Genomic DNA, 20,482 nt, shown 5'->3' with positions numbered 1-20,482 from the left:
CTCCCATTCCGGCGGCAAGGGGAATGCATCATGTCCAAATCCACCAACCTTCTTCTGGCAGGCACCGCGCTCGGTGTGACGCTGTCGCTGCTGGCGCCGGCCGCCTTTGCACAAGCCGCCGCCGACACTGCCGCCACGGCTTCCGACGGCGCCTCATCCGAAGTCGTCGTGCGCGGCTTTCGCCGCTCGCTGGGCGCCGCCCGCCAGGCCAAGAAGACCGCCGACATCACCTCTGACACCATCGTCGCCGAAGACATGGCCAAGTTCCCCGACCTGAACCTGGCTGAGTCTCTCCAGCGCCTGCCGGGCGTTGCCATCAACCGCGAAGGCGGCGAAGGCCGCCGCGTGTCCCTGCGTGGCCTCGGCCCCGACTTCACCCGCGTCCAGCTGAACGGCATGGAAGTCCTCGGCAACGTCGACTCGCCGATGGACAGCCGCGGCCAGACCTCGCGCGACCGCGCCTTCGATTTCAACCTGTTCGCCTCGGACCTGTTCAAGAAGGTCGATGTCCGCAAGTCGTTCTCGGCCGAGCAGGACGAAGGCGGCATGGCCGGCACGGTCGGCCTCTACACCGCCAAGCCGTTCGACTACCGCCACGGCTTCAAGGGCGCGGCCTCGATCCAGGGCGGAACCAACTCGGCCACGGAAGACTTCCAGCCGCGCGGCGCCGTCATGCTGTCCTACAACTGGGACGACCAGTTCGGCGCGCTGATCTCGGTCGCCTACGGCAAGCGCCGCACCGAAGAGCAGGGTTACAACACCTATGGCGCCGGCATCCAGAAGGCCCTGGCCGCTAACGTCACCAAGCTGAGCGCCGCCGACCAGGCCAAGGCGATCAACGGCGACCTGGTCTTCCAGCGCGGCAACCGCCTGTCGGTTTGGGGTTCGGAACAGGAGCGCCTGGGCGTCACCGCCGCCATCCAGTGGCGTCCGGTCGAAAACATGACCTTTACGCTGGATCACCTGCACGGCGAATTCAGCAATGACCGCGACGAACTGCACCTGGCGACGCGCGCCTCGGTCGGTTCGACCATCCTCGGCACCGCCATGAAGCACTCAGGGATAGCCGCCAGCGCGCAGCAGCCGCCGTCGCTCAACAGCATCAAGTACGACGAATACAACTCGATCGTCTATGCTGACGTCGACAACACGGTCTTCGCCACCGAGACCCGCCGCCAGCGCGCAGAGAACATCTTCAACCAACTGGTCCTGACCGGCGACTGGCAGGTGTCGGACAAGCTGAACATCAACGGACATATCGGCCGCGAAAAGTCGGAATATAACCTGCCCTATTCCGACAAGTTCTACATGGAAGCCTTCGGCGGCCTGGTCACGGACTATACCCAGGACCCGTACTACGCCTACAACACCTACAAGTGGGACACCAAGGACGCCAACAACTACCGCGCCCACGAAATCGACTTCTCGTCGACCTTCCAGATGACGGAACTCGACAATGCCGAGATCAATCTCGCCTACGTCTTCAACGACAACTTCACGCTGAAGGGCGGTCTGTCGAACCGCGGTTTCAAGAACTCGGGCAGCTCCTACACCAATGACGACGTGCTGAAGGCCGAGTGGGAAAACGGCACCTGGGGCAGCCGTCCGGACGACAAGGTCAACGCCTATGCCGTCCTGTTCACCGACCACGACGACCAGGACTGGATCATCGCCGACTTCGACCGCGCCCTGCAACATTACGGCGTGACCCGCACGGTCAACAAGGTCGCCGCCAACGACTACAGCGTCGAGGAAGACACCAACGCGGCCTACCTGCAGCTCGACTTCCGGGGCACGCTGTTCGGCAAGCCGGTCCGCGGCAACGCCGGCCTGCGCGGCTACGACACCGAACTGACCTCGACCGGCTTCATGAGCGTCAAGGGCGTGACCACGCCGGTGACCGTACAGAAGTCCTATTCGGGCACCCTGCCGGCCTTGAACGCCGTCCTGGAAATCTCGGACAGCTTCCAGATCCGCGCCGCCGCCGCCCAGAACCTGAACCGTCCGTCGCTGACGGCCTACGCCATGAACGGTTCGGTCAGCAACGACACCACGACCAACACCATCACCGTGTCGACCGGCAACCCGAACCTGAAGCCCTACATGTCGGACGAGTTCGACCTATCGGGTGAATGGTATTTCGGCAGCGTCGGCATGATCACGGCCGGCGTCTTCAGCAAGACAATCGACGGCTTTATCGTCAGCAAGAAGGTCACCAACGTCTCGTACGAATCCACGGGCCTGCCGGATGGCCTTGCCGCCGGCGTGACGGGCAGCAGCAATGTCAACGAGTACACTCGCCCGGTCAACCTGCGCGACGCCGAACTGAGCGGCATCGAGCTGAGCGGCCAGACGGACTTCTTCTTCCTGCCGTCGCCGTTCAACAATCTGGGCGTCGTCACCAACGTGACCCTGGTCGACTCCGAGACGACCAACACCATTCAGGGCGTTGAAGAAAAGGGCGCCATCTGGGGTATGTCGGACGTCAACGCCAACATGACGCTCTATTATGAAACCTCGAAGTGGGGCGCGCGCGTGTCGTCGAACTACCGTTCGGACTACACGATCGATGGCGGTGGCTTCGAAGACACCACCTATGTCGACGCGGCGGCCTTCTATCAGCTGACGCCGAAGATCCGCCTGACCTTCGACGCCATCAACCTGACCGACGAACGCGAAGTCCAGTACAACAGTTTCTGGCCGAACGCCGGCTCCAAGGGCGCGCGCCGCCTGTGGAACACGACGACCAGCGGCTCGACCTACTTCGTCGGCGTCAACATGCAGTTCTGATTAAAGCGAGGGGGCGGTTCGCAAGGGCCGTCTTCCCGTAACTCGAAACCCCCGAAGCCTGGCTTCGGGGGTCTTTTTTATTTCACGTCGATGAAGACCGGGTTTGAATAGAACCATAGGTCCGGCCACGGGTTTTCGCCGATCGGATCGGGCTGCGGCTCCAGTTCGTCCGTGGACGTCCCGCGCAGCCGCAGATAGCCGTCCTTTGTCGCCTTGAAGGTGTATGACAGGGTGAAGGTTTCGCCGTGGCGCGTCCAGTCGGCGGCGGTGAAGCGCTTGACGACCCTGGTTGTCGGGTTCCGGTCGGCGTCCGGCGCGGCTGGGCCGGTGACGTCGCCGATGATCAGGTCGATGCGCCTGACGTCAGGACGGTCGCCATGGGCGTTGGCACCTGCCGGGTCGCGAACGGTGATCGAAACCTTCACGGTCTGGTCGGTCTTGACCGTCGCCGTCTCGCCGATGCCGGCACCCGCGACGTTGATATTCAGTGCACTGATCAAATCACCCGTGGTGACGAAGATGCGGCCATGGCGCAAACCGTCCATGATGTCGTCAGCCTCGGGGCGCGCCAGCACATAGGTCTTGGCGTACTGGCCGGGCCAGAAGTCCTCGCCGCCGTCGGCGATATTGCGGTGCGAGTCCGAGGTCGCCGTGATCCAGAAGTGGCGGCCTTCGCCGAGGAACGAGTCCCACACGCCGCCGACCGTCGCCGTCATGGCGTCGAAGCCGCCGAAGGTCGGCGAGTTGACGTAGTAGCCACGCTTGCGCAGGGTTTCGGGGGTGGCGTTCGGCTTCAGCGATGTGCCCTGGTGACCCGGCGCTCCCTCCATGCCGACCGCCACTTCTGGCGCCGTGTCATTCCACGCGCGCAGTTCGCGCGGCGTATGGCCGTGATAGTTCGTCACACCCTTGGCCGACCGCGACGGATGATTGGCGAAGACCAGCGGGCGAGGCGAAGCGTTTCGCATCTCGACCAGGGCCTGCAGCATTTTCGCGGTATCGTCGCGCGCCGGGTCCTCGACCTCGTCGGCGGCATAGCGGCTTTCCAGCGACCGCAGCGTCTCGCCTTCGGAAGGCGTCAGTGGCATGATCAGGCTGGAATGGTCGCCGCCCGGCGTATCCAGCTCCATGCCGTGGAACTGGATGACCTCGGGCACCGCTGCGCGCGAGGCAAGAAGTTCCGGATACTGCTGTTCGAAGCGCTGGCGCGACAGGCCAAGCCCGCCATGGTCGATGGCGACCAGCCAGCGGACGCCGAAGCCGCGCGCCATTTCGGCGTTCCTGGCCAGCGGATAGATACCGTCGGCGCCCAGCTTGTAGACGCCGTCGACATAGCGCCCGGAATAGTGGCTGTGGACGTGGTGATCGCCCGCCAGCCAATGGCGCTCACCTGCGCCTGCGCTTAGCGGAGAGAGGAACCCGGCCATAAAAGCCGACGAGACGAGGAGACAACTGCGCATCCGGACACCTTGTGTGAACTATAAGGGTGCGATACTGCGCCGTGGTGACAGCTATATTACATGCCGGGCCGCTGAAATTTCAGAAATAAAATTTCAGACTGTGTCCGCTGCAGCCTTGAAATTCGTCTTGGTCTTGGGGACAGTCGACGGACCACATGCGTAGTTTAACAGACATGCTTGAAAAGGCCCGGCGCGCTGTCCTCAGGAAAGGCGTTCTGACCCAGGATGCCGACGATCTCATTCAGGAAGCGTTTCTGCGCGTGCAGGCCTACGAGCAAAGAGAAGTTGTCAAGTCGCGTGAAGCCATGCTGGTGACGACGGCCGTCAACCTCTCGCGCGACAAGGCCAGGCGGCGCAAGCACTCGCCCTTTGTCGACATGGCGTCGGACTTCATGCCGGTGCCGGACGACGCGCCTTCCGCCGAGGAGGCCATGCAGGCGAGAGCGAAACTGCGCCGCGCGGCCGAGGGGCTGGACCGCCTGCCGGAACGGACGCGGCGCATGCTGCTCAGCCGAAGGCTGGAGGGGACGAGTTTTGAAGAGATCGCACGCAGCGAGGGCATGACGCCCGCCGCCGTGCAAAAACAGATTATCCGGGCGACCCTGGAATTGAAGAAGTGGATGGACGGATGGTGAGCCCGGAGACGCCCCCAGAAACGAAGCGGCGCGATGAGATCGACGCCGAAGCGGCGGCCTGGCTGTTCCGGCTTCAGGACGACGACCGCACGGCCCATACCGATGCCGCGTTCCAGGCCTGGTTGAAGGCCGACCCGGCGCACGAGACGGCCTTTCAGCAGGTGACCGACCTGTGGGAAATCCTGCCGGGCGCCACCGCCTTTCAGCGCCAGCCCGCCAATGACGTCCCGCGCCGAAAGGCGCAGCCGCAGCGCCGTACTTTCGCCATCGGTATTGCGGCCGCCGTGGCTGCCGCGGCCTTTGTCCTGGGAGGCATATACCTGTCGTCGGCCAGGACCGAAATCTACGAAACCGGCGTCGGCCAGCAGCACGTCGCGACGCTTGCCGACGGTTCGCAGTTGGCGCTCAATACCGATAGCAAGGTGCTGGTCACCTATCATAGCGACCGCCGGCACCTGGAGCTGGTGCGCGGTGAAGCCATGTTCGACGTCGCGCATAACCCGCAGAGGCCCTTTACCGTCCTGGCCGGACAGGAGCAGGTCAAGGCGCTGGGCACCTCCTTCGTTGTGCGCCGCGAGCCCAACCACCTGTGGGTGACGCTTGTCCGGGGCAAGGTCGAGCTCAGCAACCGCGTGACTTCGGCCGACGGCGGATCGGACTTCCGGCCCCAGGTCATCCTGGCGCCGGGCGAACGCGCCACGGTCGATGGCGCCGGCAACCTGATGGTCGACCGGCCGTCTGTCTCGGCCATGGTCGCGTGGCGTCAGGGCGAGGTGGTCTTCAAGGACACCACCATCCTCGACGCCGCCAATGAGCTGAACCGCTATGGCGCCACCAAGATTGTCGTCACCGATGCTGTGGTGGCGCGCACGCGCGTGTCGGGCCTGTTCAAGATCAACCGCCCGGCCGATTTCGCCACCGCCGTGGCCGAACTGAACGGCGTCCGTGTCCGCCGGACCGCATCGGCGATCGAATTGACGCGGTAAGTTTCTAATCGCTTCCGGTCCGGACACGCCTGTGTCATAGCTGTTGTGACGGTTTCGGTCATGTCGGCGCCGTTTCATTGCGGCGGGCGTCACAACAAGAATAGCGCCCGTCATACCGGGCAGGGATATGAAGTTTCGCGCGCAGCTTTTTGGCGGAAGCGTCGCCGTGGCGTCGGCCATTATGGCCGTGGCCTGTGCGCACGCGCAAACGCGCATTACCTTCGACGTGCCACCCGGCGCCTTGTCGGACTCCCTCCTGAAAGTCGCCCGGGCCGGGCGGACCAATATCGTGTTTTCGCCGGATGCCGTGTCCAACCGGCAGGCGCCCGCCATTCGAGGGGCGCTTTCGGTGGGCGAAGCGCTGCAGCGCCTCCTGGCCGGCACTGATCTCAGCTACACCCAGGCCGGCGGTACCTATGTCGTGAAAACAGCGGTAAGTGGCCCTGCCCGGACGCCGCCGCGCATTGTGGCGGCGAAGCCGGTGGAGACGCTGGATGCGCCGGTCGTCGAGTCCCCCGTTGTCGTGGTCACGGGCTATCGCAGCAGCCTGGAGATGGCAATTCGCCTGAAGCGCAGCTCTGGGGGAATCGCCGACACCATCGTGGCCGAGGACATGGCCAAGTTCCCCGACAACAACATGGCCGAGGCCATCCAGCGCGTGTCGGGCGTCGCCATCAGCCGCGACCAGGGGGAGGGCCGGTCGGTGTCGGTGCGCGGGCTGGGCGCCGATTTCACCCGCGTCGAAATCAACGGCGTCGAGGCTCAGGCCGCGACCGATGGCCTGAGCCAGGGCACAAATCGCGGGCGTGGTTTTGACTTTAATGTCTTCCCGTCGGAGATTTTCAACCGCGTTGATGTCCAGAAGACGTCGCGCGCCGACCTGCCGGAAGGCTCTTTAGGCGCGACGGTCAGCCTGGCCACGCCCCGGCCGTTCGACCGCAAGGGGCCGAAACGCGCCATGGCCATCCAGGCCAGCTATAATGACATGAACCAGAGGGTGGGCACGCGCGCCACTGCCATGGTCAGCGATACCTTCGCCAATGACCGTTTCGGCGTTCTGGTCGCCATGGCCTATGCCGCCACGCCACTGGAAATCCAGGGCGCCAATAGCGGCTATTGGAATCAGGGCACGGCCAATGGCGGCTTCTGCAAGCCGACGACGGGCACAGGGGGCATATGCGACGTGCCGGCCGACGACCTGGCGGCATCCACGGCGGCCTACGACCTGGCCAACCAGCAGACCGTCTATCATCCGCAGTTTTACCGCTACACCCACCTGATCGGCGACCAGACCCGCTTCAGCCTGACCGGCAGCGCGCAATGGCGGGTGTCGGACAGGACGCTGGTCACCGCCGACTGGCTGTATTCGCGCTTTCACACAGTTCGCCACGATCACTTCCTGGAGGCGATCGGATTCAGCCGGGCGGCGTCCCAGGGCGGCAAGCCGGAAATCGTGCCGCGCCGCGTCGAACTCGACGCGAACAATACCCTGACCTACGGCGTGTTCGACAATGTCGATGTCCGCTCCGAGCAGGTGTATGAAGATTTTTCCACCACCTTCCGCCAGGCTTCTATATCAGTCCGGCACCAGGTCTCGCCGCGCCTGACGGTCGATGCCATTATCGCCGGCTCGCGGTCGCACTTCGACAACGACACCGAAATCTTTGCCCAGATCGACCGCTACAATGTCGACGGCTATTCCTACGATATCCGCCAGACGGGGCAGGACAATCCGGCCATCAGCTACAATTTCGACCTGACCAACCCGGACAACTGGTATTTCGGGCCGCGCGTCACCATTCCGGGCGGATCGGGCAGCACCAGCCCCGAAATCCGCTTTCGCCCAAACTATACGCGTTATGGCTATGACACGGCGCGGCTGAAGGCGACCTACATCTTGTCCGATCAGGCCAATCTGGTGACGGGCATCGAAGCCAAGCGCTATAGCTTCCAGAGTATCGCCTATCTGTTTGACCAGGGGCAGTCGAATTTCCCGGCGCCATCACGAAGCATGTCCGATCTGACGCAGACCTTCTGCGGCCTCGACGTCATCGCCCCGCCGGCCGGTACCGCGCGCTGCTGGCTTGAGCCCGACATCGATGCCTTTGTGGCGGAATATGACCTGTTCGCCAACAGTGGCCGCACAGCCCTGTCGACCACCAATCTTATGGCGCGCGGCTATAATATGGCGGTGACCGAAAACGACCTGTCTGTGTATGCCCAGTTGAACTTCCGGCGCCAGCTGTTCGGCAAGCCGTGGCACGGCAATGTTGGCGTGCGTGCCGTGCGGACGCGCCAGCGTTCGATCTTCTACACCAACCTGATCGATGACACCGACGACGTGGGCTATGTCCTGACAACGGCCAACCGGCACTATGACGACATCTTGCCGTCGTTGAACATGGCGCTGGAGCCGGATTCAAATACGGTGGTCCGCTTCAGTGCGGCCCGGGTCATGGCGCGTCCGCCCCTGTCCAGCCTGGCGGAGTCGACCAATGTCGCGGTGCGGGGCGCGGGGCGCTTCGTGACGACCGGTAACCCGAACCTGGAGCCGTTTCGCGGCACCAGCTATGACCTGTCCTACGAATGGTATCCAGCGCAGGGCGAGTTTGTCGCCCTTGGCCTCTTCTATAAGGACATATCTACCTTTATTCAGAATGTGACGCGGATCGCGCCCTATTCGACGACGGGCCTGCCGGCGGAGCTCTTGAATGGGACTGACACGACGCCAGCCGACGAGTTTTCGATCTCAAGCGTCGTCAATACCCCGGGCGGGCCACTTACCGGCGTCGAACTGAACTACCAGAAGCCACTGCGCTTCCTGCCTGGCGCCTGGTCGGGCCTGGGGGTCCTGTTCAACTACACCTATGTCGAAAGCCGGGTGAAGTACCAGACGACGACAGCCGCCGGTTCCGCTGTGGTCGAGGCCGACCTTACGCATCTGTCGCGCAATTCTTTCAATGCTTCGATTTATTACGACAGGGGGCCGATCCAGGCGCGGCTGTCGACCAATTACCGCGACAGCTATCTGACAACCGTCCCGGGGCTTTACAATGCCGATGCCAGCGGCGTGGACGCCGCGACCTACTGGGACTGTGCCTTCAGCTATAAACTGAAGCCTGGCCTGGTCCTAACGTTCGAGGGGTTGAACCTCACCAACCAGGCCAATGTGACCTGGGATCATACCGACCGGCATCTGGTCGGTGACTATCGCCTGAGCGGCCGGAAGTTCTATCTCGGCGTACGTTACACGTACTAGATAATTTTTGTCGGAAACATCATTCCGATCTAAGTTTTTGTTTTGTCGCGATATTATAGGCAAAAACCGCTTCACACTTTTTGCCGTATCGCTCTAATCCTGGCTGATCGCCTCAAGCTTTCAAAAAAAATTCAAAAACTCTGTCCGCAGGCCTCGAGCTGTTCGTCTTCATAGACGGAGCCCGTTCATGCCGACGCATGAAGGGTTCTGCAACCGACAAGACACCGTAAACGGTGCAAAAGGAAGCAGGATGCGCCACATAATTATGCCAGGAAATCGGCTGTAACTCAGCCATGACCCTATTATAGATGAAGTTTACCAGGCTATTTTTAAATAAAAATAGCGCGATTTTTCACATCTATACTGCATTATGTTTTGTGTTGTAAATGGACAACATTTAATTTGTTTAAATGACGTGCGATGATAATTCGTTATATTATCTATTGCGCCTTACGAATAGTTACCGATAACATTGGCGATCATGGGTGTCTTGTCGCAGAGGTTTGCGTTGTGACACCGGTGTCCAAAAATTCGGGCCCAAAAATCGATGGGCCCGGTAACAGGTTTGAAGCGGCATAAGCTTCGTAGGCAAACAGGGAAGTAAATATGAAGACGAATAGAATTCGCGGCGTAACCATGCGGGGAATGCTGCTGGCGGGGATTTCCGTCGTGGCGCTGGCGCATGGGGCGCACGCGCAGGATGCACCCGCTGCGACCGAGGCGCCTGCGCAGGACGATGTGGTTGTCGTGACTGGCTATCGCGCCTCGCTGCAGAGCGCGATCAATACCAAGCGTCGCGCCGACGTCATGCTGGACGCCATCAATGCTGAGGACATTGCCGACTTCCCGGATGCCAATCTGGCGGAATCGCTGCAGCGTATCCCGGGCATCTCGATCGACCGCGACAACGGCGAAGGCCGCCAGATTTCCGTACGCGGACTGGGCGGCGACTTCACCCGCGTCCGCATCAACAATCTCGAAGCCCTGTCGACGGGCGGCGCCAACGACGCAGGCACCTCTCCCAACCGTTCACGTGCTTTCGACTTCAACACGTTCGCTTCGGAACTGTTCAACTCGCTGAAGGTCCGCAAGACCGCTTCGGCCGAAACCGACGAAGGTTCGCTGGGCGCTACCGTCGACCTGCAAACCGGCCGTCCGTTCGACTATAAGGAAGGTGCATTCGCCTTCTCGCTGCAGGACACCTACTACGAAAACGGCGGCTCGCACAATCCGCGCATCACGGGACTGTTTTCGCGCCGTTGGGCCGATGGCAAGCTGGGCTTCCTGGGCTCGATCGCCTATTCCAAGCGTCAGTCCGAAAACGATCAATATCGCCGTGGCGTCGGGCAGTCCGACTACGCTTATCGCGGTGCAGCCTGGCAGGGTGATGAACTGCCGGGCCGCGCAGGTTTCGCGGCGCCAACCGGCACCCAGTTCCGCGCCCTGATTCCGCCGCCGACCGGGACGACCGGCGCGGCTCTGGATGCTTACAAAGCAAACCCGATCAACTATTATAACCCGCTTGCCAACCCCACGGCCTATGCGGCGATGACGGGCTCGGATCCGGCGGCCTATGCGAAGCTGTATCCGGGTTGTGCGGCGGCAGCGGCCCAGCCTCCGGCGGGTCAGACGGCGACGACACCGGGAGGTTGTAACGATTCGCTGGTGCGTTTCCCGGCCCTCCCCTCGATCGAACAGCAGGACCTGATGCAGGAACGCCTGGGTATCACGACCTCGTTTCAGGTCCAGTTGGCGCCCCAGACGCGCTTGACGATCGACGGCCTGTATTCGAAGTTCGAGAACGAATCGACCATTTATCAGATTTCACCGGTCGGCTTGAATCGCAACAACACCAGCAATACGTTCGCCTATGGCCGCAACCTGCCGACGGCGACCAACCGCACGGGTGCGGCTCTGACCACGGCCAACAAGCGCGCCATGTATCCGGGTCAATGTACGGCGCAGGCTGAAACGGAGCTGAACCCGGCGGTGGATTGTGGTCAGCAGCTGTACGGCGGCGCACTCGTGCCGGGCATGGGCTTCAGCTACAACCCGTTCAACCTGGATCCGTACGACTACTACAACAATCCGGCGTCAGTCGGCTACATCGCTTCGACGGACGGCATGGCCTTCCGCCAGTCCTTGATCGGCCGCCCGGCCGTCAAGGTGCTCGATGCGGAAGTGAACGACGGCAATGCCGAATACCTGAAGCTATCCAATGTCGACTGGCGTTCCGGCGCGGATCGCGGCCAGTACACGACCGAGTTCTCCCAGGTCTCGTTTAATCTGAGCCATCGCTTCTCCGACTCCTTCTCCGCTGATTTCACCATTGGTGCATCGAAGTCGCGAAACGAGAACCAGGGTCTGCTGGTTGAGTTCAACGCCATGGATACGCCGGAAAGCTTTGTGTTCGATGAGCGGGCACACGGCAGCATGCCTGTCCTGAATCCGGGCTGGAACGTCGCGGATCCGACACGGTGGGGTGTGGTCAAGGGCTTCTCGGCCATTCGCAACTATGTGCGGACGACCAACAACACTTATGACGGAGCCAAGGCCGACTTCACCTGGGAATGGAACGAGCACCTGACTTTCAAGTTCGGCGCCGTGACCCGCGAGTACGGCTTCGACACGAACCAGCTGGAGCGCAACACCGACACGCTGAACCCGACGGAAAAGGAAGCCGGCGTGACAGCAGCGTCGCTGGGTCACATTATCGAGTTCGGCCAAGGGCTGGACGTGCCGGAGGGTTCGGTTACCAGCTTCTTCGCGCCCAGCATCGAAGCCTTTGACGCGTTGTTCAACTTCACCTGCAACTGCGTAAACAAGTGGGGTGATTGGCGCATCACGCAGAAACGCAATCGCTCGGCGACCTTCTCGGTCGCGGAAAAGAGCGAAGGCGTCTATGGCCAGCTGAACTTCAACTACGACATCCTCGGTCGCAACATGTTCGGCAATATTGGTGTTCGCCAGGTCAGGACTCAGGTCAATTCGATCGGCGAGACCAATGTCGGCCGCAGAATCTACGGTGAAAACGAATATGACGATACCCTGCCGTCGTTCAACGCGGCTTGGGAGGTCATGGACGATCTCTACCTGCGTGTCGGTGCGTCAAAGGTCATGGCGCGTCCGCTACTCGGCAACCTGTCGCCTGCGGTTACCGCCATCTCCATCCCTGGTGACGGCAACACGATTGGCGCGACCCTGACGGTTGGTAACCCGAAGCTGGCGCCGTTCCGCGCCAACGCGTACGACTTCAGCACCGAATGGTACTTCGCTAAGAACGGTCTGCTGTCGTTTGCGGTGTTCAAGAAGGACATCGAGTCCTATCCGCAGACGATCCTGTATTCAGCGCCCCTGTCGACCTTCTTCGACGCCGAAGGTTTGAACGCGCTCAAGCTTCAATTCTCCGCTGCCAATACCGCGGACGCCTTCCGCCGTGCCTATATTGACGCGGATTATGAAGCCACTGCGCGTCAATTCCGCGATGCGCCTGGTGGTACGCTCGAGGGCTGGGAGTTCAGCTATCAGCAGGACATGACCTTCCTGCCGGCACCGTTCAACAATCTGGGTGTCCAATTCAATGCCACCCACATCGAGTCGAACCTCACCTACATCCTCGATCCGGGTGTGAAGAGCGCGGACGGCACGACCTACACCAAGCAGCCGCTCTACGGCGACGGTCCTTGGCTGGGCGCGTCTCCCGACGCCATCAACCTCACCGTCTACTATGAGACGGAAAAGTGGAGCGCGCGCGTCTCGGCGGCGCAGCGTGCGGAATACTACACCACCTACCCGCTGGCGGCAGGTTCGTGCGATCCGGGCGTCTGCGATTCGCCTCTGATCAACGAGTTCGGCGGCAGCGAAGGCACCTTCAACGTCGACTTTGCGGCCACTTACAAGCCGACAAAGAACATTACGATTTCTCTGGAAGGTCTGAACATGACCAATGAGACGTCGAACCGGTATGCTTACACCGATCCGGTTGTCAGCCAGTACGGCTCGACCGGGCGGGTGATCACCATGGGTATCCGCTACAAGTACTAGGTTTTGTATCGCACTTCCGTACGCCGATCATTTCGGCTGGAAATGCACCTCGCGTATCGCAACCGGAGCCGATTGTCTCCCTCGTCTCCGGTTGTTCTTTCCCTCTACGGTACCTTCGACTCCCCGTTTCAGGTGCCCGTCTTGGCGAGTCAGGGGGTCGCTCCTGACTCGCCCTTTTTTTGTGAATTTCTGTAGTATCCGGTTATGACCCGCCTTATCCGCCGCCGCACCCTGTTGTTCAGCGCCGCTGCATTGAGCGGTGCCGCAGCCTTTCCGGCGGTCCCGGCGTCTTCCGGCCTCTATACCCGCACCAGGGGCGGTCAGGGCGGCCGCATCGTCCGCGTCACCAGTCTGGCGACCGCCGGCGAAGGCTCGCTGAAGGCGGCGCTGGAGCAGGCCGGGCCGCGCATCATCGTCTTCGAGGTTGGCGGGATCATCGACCTGGCCAAGACCACCCTCAAGATTACCGAACCCTTTGTCACCATCGCCGGCGAGACCGCGCCCGGTCCGGGCATCACGCTCATTCGCGGCGGGGTGCAGGTGGCGGCGCACGACGTGATTGTTCGCCATATCGCCGTACGTCCCGGCACGGCCGGCATGGCGAAGAAAAGCGGTTTCGAACCCGACGGCCTGACGACTTTCCGGGCGCACGACGTCATCATCGACCATTGCAGCCTGACCTGGGCGGTAGACGAAGCCCTGTCGGCCTCGGGGCCACGCTTCGAAGGCGCGGACCTTGCCGAATGGCGCCGCAATACCTCGCACCGCATCACCTTCTCCAACAACCTGATCGCCGAATCCTTACGCGACGCCAGTCACGCCAAGGGGCCGCATTCGATGGGCTCGCTGGTCCACGACAATGTCACCGGCGTGCTGATCCATGGCAATCTCTACGCCCACAACAATGAGCGCCATCCGCTGGTCAAGGGCGGCGGGCAGGCGGCGGTCATCAACAATGTCTTCGTCAATCCCGGCCACACCTGTGCGCAATATACGCTGGTTGCCGATCAGTGGACGGGGCGCGAAACCGTCGCTGGCCGCATGATCTTGCGCGGTAATGTCATGCGCGGCGGACACGACACCCGCAAAGGCCTCAGCATGCTGACCTTCGGTGGAGCGGGCGATCTTGAACTGCACGCCGCCGACAATATCGTTACCCGCGCCGATGGCTCGGCCGGCGAGGTCATCGGCTATTACCAGGCCCGGTCCGACGGCTATGACGAAGGCGGGACGTATAAACCCCAGGCCTTCATCCGCGCCATGCCGCGTGAAGTCCTGTGGCCTGATGCGTTGAAAGTTCTGCCTGCGGCTTCGACAGAAGCACAGGTCTACAAAAATTGTGGCGCCCGTCCGTGGGCGCGCGATCCCATCGATGCCCGTATCATCGCCCATGCCCGATCGGGCGCTGGACGGCTGATCGATTCTGAAACCGACGCCGGCGGCTATCCCGAACGCCCGACCGTACGCCGGAGCTATAACCCAAGAACACTTCTGTAAAAGAGGAAATGCCGAATGTCAGCGAACCGCCGCGACGCGTTGAAAACCTTCAGTCTGGGAGCGCTGTTGTTCGGCGCGCCTGCCGCAGCCGAAGCTGCGGCCAAGCCCGCAGCGGCAAAGACACCGGTAACCTGGGCCAAGGGCATCGAAGGTCAGCGCAAGGCCGACCTCGACAACGGCACCTTCCTCAATCCCGTCATGGCCGGTGACCACCCCGATCCGTCGATCCTCAAGGACGGTGAAGACTACTACATGACGTTTTCGACCTTCGACGCCTATCCGGGACTGATTATCTGGCATTCGAAGGACCTGGTGAACTGGCAGCCCGTCGGCCCTACGCTGACGCGCAATATCGGCTCGGTCTGGGCGCCGGAATTGTGCAAGCACAACGGCCGTTATTTCCTCTATATCCCGACCAAGAAGACCTCGGCGCCGGGTTCCAAGACGACATCGTGGGTGATCTGGGCCGACAATATCAAGGGACCGTGGTCCGACCCGATCGATCTCGACCTGCCGGCCCATATCGATCCCGGCCATGCGGTCGGGGAAGATGGTTCACGCTGGCTCTTCCTGTCGGGCGGCGACCGCGTGCGCCTGTCGGACGACGGCCTGGCGCGCATCGGCGAACCCCAACACGTTTACGATCCGTGGCGCTATCCGGACGACTGGGATGTTGAAGGCTTCGCGCCGGAAGGCCCCAAGGTTACGCGCCACGGCGGGTACTACTACCTGATCCTGGCGGTCGGTGGCACGGCTGGTCCGCCGACCGGTCACATGGTCATCGCCGCCCGCTCAAAGTCGATCAATGGACCGTGGGAAAACCATCCGCGCAATCCGCTGGTCCGCACGACTTCGCTTGACGAAAAGTGGTGGTCGCGTGGTCACGCAACACTCGTGGAAGGCCCTGCCGGCGACTGGTGGGGCGTCTATCACGGCTATGAAAACGGCTTCTGGACGCTCGGCCGCCAGACCCTGCTGGCGCCGGTCACCTGGTCGAAGGACGGTTGGTTCGACTTTGGCGGTGGCGACCTGTCCAAACCGATCGCCAAGCCCAAGGGCGGCAAGCCGCACGGTGGCGATCTGGCCCACGGCATGGCTCTGTCCGACGACTTCTCGGCCGACAAGTACGGCATCCAGTGGAACTTCTTCAATCCGGCCGCCGATGAGGCCACGCGCATTCGCCGTGAAGGCGGCGTGCTGCATCTCAAGGCCAAGGGCGAGGCGCCGTCGTCGTCAGCCGTGCTGACGACCGTAGTCGGCGACCAGGCCTACGAGATCGAGATGGAAATCGAGATCGACGAAGGCGCGCGCGCCGGCCTGCTGCTCTTCTATGATCAAAAGCTCTATTGCGGCCTCGGCTTCGACAAGGACCGTTTCATCACGCACCAGTACGGCATTGAACGCGGTCGTCCGGCCAATCCGAACGGCAAGCGCATGCTGATGCGCCTGAAAAACGATCGCCATATCGTCAGCTTCCATACCTCGACCGACGGCCAGACGTGGAAGCGCTTTGACCGCGGCATGGAAGTTTCCGGCTATCACCACAATGTCCGCGGCGGTTTCCTGATGCTGAAACCGGCCTTCTATGCCACGGGCACCGGCGAAGCGCGCTTCAAGAATTTCAAGTACAAGGCGCTGTAGGATGATTACCCGTCGTCTGTTTATTGGGGCGGTGGCCACTGTGGCCGCCGTCGCGTCCCCGCCGTCGTGGGCGCAATCCCGCCCAACCGTGCGCGTTCCATCGCAGTACAAGACCGTTACCGAAGCCCTGGCGGCGCTGCCGGAGACCGGTGGCATAGTGGAAATCGCGCCCGGCACCTATCGCGAAAAGTGGTCGCTAAGTAAGACCGACGTCCACCTGATCGGCACCGGCCAAAACCCCGAAGATGTCGTGCTGGTCTGGGGCGACAGCGCCAAGATGGCCGGCGGGACGGGCAAGTCGTCGTCCTTCACCATCACGGGCGACGGCTTCCGCGCCCATAACCTGACGATGCAGAACGATTATCATCTCAATAATCCGGAACCGTCGCAGGCCGTTGCGCTCTACCTGACTTCGGATCGCGCCGTTTTGACCAAGGTGCGCCTGCTGGGGGCGCAGGACACGCTTTATGCCGCCAGCAAGAAGCCGACGCAACCGAGCCGCCAGTATTATCGCGACTGCTATATCGAAGGCCATGTCGACTTTATCTTTGGCAACGCCCTGGCCTTTTTCGACCGCTGCGCCATTCACATCATCGCGCGTGAAGGCGCCTTCATCACCGCCCACAGCCGGACGGCGGCGAGCGAGACCACGGCCTATGTCTTCGACCACTGCACGGTGACGACGGCGGGTGACGGCAACTATTATTTCGGCCGCGCCTGGCGCCCTTACGGCCAGGTGGTGTTCCTGAATACAAAGATCGAGGGCCGCATCCATCCGGAGGGCTGGCGCGAGTGGACGCCCGGCAAGACGGAAACTTACGCGACGGCGCACTTTGCAGAATATGGCTCGACCGGGCCGGGCGCCAACGATAAGGCGCGTGTCTTCTGGGCCGACATGCTGACGGCCGAAGAGGCCGCGCAATGGCGGCTTGAAGCCGTCTTCCCCGACCGTAGCTGGATTATGCCCTTCTCCCCGTCCTGACGGGAGAAGGTGGCCGACAGGCCAGATGAGGGGCTCTTGGCTCCTCCGAGATTTGCCCCTCACCCCAACCCTTTCCCCGCAAGCGGGGAGAGGGGGCAAAAAAGCGAATGTCATGACTGATCTTAACCGCCGCAATTTCTTCACCCTTTCCGCAGCGGGCGCTGCGATAGCTTCACAAGCGATAGCTGCATCTCCCCAAGCTGATCCGCTCAATGTTCCGGATGAAGGCTGGAACCTGTGGATTGACGAACAGGCGCCGTGGAAGGACGATGTCATCCACCTGCCGTCGCAGGTCGATCTCAAGACCCTGCCGGTTAATGCTCCAACCGGAGGCTGGGGAGCGTTGAAACCTGATGTCACGGTGACTTTGCCGGCAACCGTCGAGCAGTATTTCTGGGGCCGTTTTGGCCTCAGGCCCTACACCGGCGACGAATACCGCTACGCCGAAGACGATGACGTGCCGCAAAACGGCGCCTATCGCGGTGTGTCGTGGTGGTGGCGCAGCATCGACATTCCGGCCAGCGCAAAAGGCAAGCGCGTCCTGCTGCACATTCGCGGCGCCCGCCTGCGCGCCGAAGTGTTCCTGAATGAGCAACTGGTCGGCTATTCGATCATGTCGGAGCTGCCGCTCGATTGCGATCTGACCAGGGCCATGAAGCCCGGCCAGGCCAACCGGCTGGCCATCCGCATCACCAATCCGGGCGGCCGCTACGACTGGCGCGACTCGACGACCATGATGTGGGGCAAGCTGAAATTCTTTGCCTCGCACGGCTTTGGCGGGCTCGATCGTGGCATGTCTTTGAGCGTCCATCCGCTCGACCACCATATACGCGACGCCTGGGTGCTGAACACGCCCGATGCCAAGGTCGTCACCGGCCATATGGAAGTGGCGCTCAGCAACGGCAAAAAGAGTCCGGCCAAGGCCGTGTTGCTTGATGACCAGGGCCGTCCGCAGGCCGCCGATATTGTTCTGGAAAATGTGAATATTTCTGACGGTCTGGCGACGGTGCGTTTTCGCGTCTCGGCGCCAGCGGCGAAGCTGTGGAATCTGGAAAGCCGCAACCTCTACCGCCTGCGCCTGAGCTGGGGCAAGGACACAAAGGAGGTCCGCTTCGGCTTCCGCTGGTTCGGCGTCGAAGGGATCGGCACCAATGCCCTGCTGCGGCTCAATGGCAAACGCATCAAGCTCTATTCGGCCATCTCGTGGGGCTACTGGGGCTATAACGGCATGTGGCCGACGCCCGATTTGGCCCGCCGCGAAGTCGACGCCGCCAAGGCCTTGGGGCTCAACACGCTGCACGCCCACCGCAATGTCGGCAAGCACGATGTCTTCACCGCGCAGGACGAGCTTGGCCTGCTGCGCGTCATGGAACCCGGCGGTGGCCGTCACGCCATCGCCAAGGATCTGAAACCCGGCGAGACCCTGTCAGAGGCGGACATCTTTAGCCGCGCCTTCATGGTCGAAAAGTGCGTCGCCATGGCCAAGGCCTTCCGGTCGCACCCATCGCTGGCCCACTACACCCTGCAAAACGAGATCGGCGCCAATCTGGCCAATCCCGACGTGCAGGCGGTGCTGAAGGCGATCCACGACACCGATCCGTCGCGCACCGTCATTCTGAACGACGGCTTTGTCGCGCGCGGTGCGGCGCAGGCCATGTACCTGCCGTACAGCGATCACTACTATCGCTCGGACGTCGAAGAATGGGGCGGCTGGTGGGTGAACCACCAGGGCGCCGGCGACCAGTGGTACGACAAGTTCTATCAGGGGAAGGACAGCTATATCCACTATCAGCCGGGCAAGCCGTTCATCGTCGAGTTCGGCGAAATGCAGGGCTGCGCCGTCGCCGACAACCACGTCAAGATGGTCGCCGATATCCTCAGCCGCGGCGGCAAATCCTACGACCTGGAAGACCATAAGGTCATCGTCGCCAACACTTCCGAATATCTCGATAAGTGGAATTTCCGTAAAGCCTTTCCAACAACGGAAAGCCTGTTCCTGTCGGTCGGCCGCAAGGCCTATGACGCCTGGCAGCATTATTGCGAAAATATCCGTATCGGCGACACGGTCGACATCGCGGCCATCTCGGGCTGGGAAACGACGGCGATCGAAAACCATTCCGGCATCGTCGATAACCTGCGCTATTTCAAGGCCAATCCCGACCTGATCAAGTCGAGCCTGATGCCGGTCCGTCCGGTCGCCAAGACGCGCAAGCTGGCCTTCGCGGCGGGTGAGGTGGCCGAGCTCGATATCTGGCTGCTTAACGACACTGACCGCCAGCTTACGGGCACGCTGAAACTCAGCCTGGTGACGCCCGACGGCAAGTCGGTCGAGATCGCCAGCTATCCTGTGCCGCAGCACGTCCCCGATCAATTCAGTTATTTGCTGGCCGAAAAGGTCATGACACCGGCCCTGACGCAATCGGGCCTGCACAAGATCGTACTCGAAATCGTGGGCATGTGGGGAGCGACCTTCACGCGCGAAATCTGGGTGACGGACATCAAACCGTTATTCAAGAAGGCTCTGCGCATCGGTGTCTCAGGTGTCGCCAAGTCGTTCCGCGCGCAATTGGCGCAGATCGACGGCGTGGCGTTCGAAGACTTCAAGGCGGGTGTCAAATACGACGCCATCATCGCCTCGGGCCTCAAGGCCGAAGAGATCGAGCGCCGTCAGATCGCCGAGCAGACGGGCCTCGAAGCCCAGCCGAAGAAGGGCGAAAAGCCCGTCATCGTTCCGGGTGAACTGCCGGCCGATGTGCTCAAGGCCATCCAGTCGGGCACGCCGTTCCTGGCCATGGTGCCGGAAGACGGCCTGGCCGACGGTGTGGCCAAGCAATTGGCGGGGCTGCAACTGTTCAGCTATGCGGGTCAGGTCGGAAACCTGCGCGCGCCGTGGATGGGTAATTGGAACTATCTGCGCGCCCACGCCCTGTTCGACGGCATCCCCGCCGATCAGGCGACCAGCGTCCTGCACCAGATTCCGGGCGAGCCCTCCAACGGCCTGCTGATCTCAGGCGACAATATCGAGGTCATCGCAGCCTACAGCCGCGACCACGATCGCCACAATGGCGCGGCAACCTTCACGGTCGAAAAGGCCGGCATGCGCGTCATCGTCCATCGCCTGCCGGACATGGTGGCGCCGCTGCAAAAGCGCTATCTGATCAACGCGCTCAACTGGCTGACGAGGTAGG

Annotated in this window: 10 protein-coding genes; 9 read left to right on the top strand and 1 reads right to left on the bottom strand. The window is 61.9% G+C overall.

Annotated features, from left to right (window positions below; translation table 11 throughout):
- The first annotated feature begins 30 nt into the window (after nt 1-30).
- Complete coding sequence (locus J2X24_RS09290) at nt 31-2,790, top strand: TonB-dependent receptor (protein ID WP_209720001.1); 2,760 nt, start codon at nt 31-33, stop codon at nt 2,788-2,790.
- Between the two features lie 77 nt (nt 2,791-2,867).
- Here J2X24_RS09290 and J2X24_RS09285 read toward each other — a convergent pair whose 3' ends face one another.
- The gene (locus tag J2X24_RS09285) at nt 2,868-4,250 is read right to left on the bottom strand and encodes a CehA/McbA family metallohydrolase domain-containing protein (RefSeq protein WP_245344580.1); all 1,383 of its coding nucleotides are present in this window, start codon (nt 4,248-4,250) and stop codon (nt 2,868-2,870) included.
- A gap of 155 nt (nt 4,251-4,405) precedes the next feature.
- Here J2X24_RS09285 and J2X24_RS09280 point away from each other — a divergent pair, with 155 nt between their 5' ends.
- The 8 genes from J2X24_RS09280 to J2X24_RS09245 all read left to right on the top strand — a co-directional run bounded on the left by J2X24_RS09280 (nt 4,406) and on the right by J2X24_RS09245 (nt 20,481).
- On the top strand, nt 4,406-4,885 hold the full coding sequence (locus tag J2X24_RS09280; protein WP_209719998.1) for an RNA polymerase sigma factor: 480 nt from the start codon (nt 4,406-4,408) through the stop codon (nt 4,883-4,885).
- Entirely contained in the window at nt 4,879-5,871 is a 993-nt protein-coding gene (locus tag J2X24_RS09275) for a FecR family protein (RefSeq protein WP_209719995.1), read from the top strand. Before J2X24_RS09280 ends, J2X24_RS09275 begins: the two co-directional genes overlap by 7 nt.
- Before the next feature lie 127 nt (nt 5,872-5,998).
- Nucleotides 5,999-9,130, top strand: a complete 3,132-nt coding sequence (locus J2X24_RS09270; RefSeq protein ID WP_209719993.1) for a TonB-dependent receptor — start codon at nt 5,999-6,001, stop codon at nt 9,128-9,130.
- Nucleotides 9,131-9,736: 606 nt separating this feature from the next.
- Nucleotides 9,737-13,174 (top strand): TonB-dependent receptor domain-containing protein, encoded by a 3,438-nt coding sequence (locus tag J2X24_RS09265; protein WP_209719990.1) that lies wholly within the window; start codon nt 9,737-9,739, stop codon nt 13,172-13,174.
- A 204-nt stretch (nt 13,175-13,378) separates the two neighbouring features.
- Nucleotides 13,379-14,671: a pectate lyase family protein gene (locus tag J2X24_RS09260; RefSeq protein ID WP_209719987.1), complete on the top strand. Its 1,293-nt coding sequence runs from the start codon at nt 13,379-13,381 to the stop codon at nt 14,669-14,671.
- Nucleotides 14,672-14,686: 15 nt separating this feature from the next.
- Nucleotides 14,687-16,312: a family 43 glycosylhydrolase gene (locus J2X24_RS09255; protein WP_209719984.1), complete on the top strand. Its 1,626-nt coding sequence runs from the start codon at nt 14,687-14,689 to the stop codon at nt 16,310-16,312.
- 1 nt (nt 16,313) lies between these two features.
- Nucleotides 16,314-17,294, top strand: coding sequence for a pectinesterase family protein (locus J2X24_RS09250; RefSeq protein WP_209719982.1), 981 nt, complete (start codon nt 16,314-16,316; stop codon nt 17,292-17,294).
- 112 nt (nt 17,295-17,406) lie between these two features.
- Complete coding sequence (locus tag J2X24_RS09245) at nt 17,407-20,481, top strand: glycoside hydrolase family 2 protein (RefSeq protein ID WP_209719979.1); 3,075 nt, start codon at nt 17,407-17,409, stop codon at nt 20,479-20,481.
- Nucleotide 20,482 lies beyond the last annotated feature (1 nt).

The sequence above is a fragment of the Asticcacaulis solisilvae genome (assembly GCF_017875235.1).
GTDB lineage: Bacteria > Pseudomonadota > Alphaproteobacteria > Caulobacterales > Caulobacteraceae > Asticcacaulis > Asticcacaulis solisilvae_A.
This window is presented reverse-complemented; position numbering and strand designations above follow the sequence as displayed.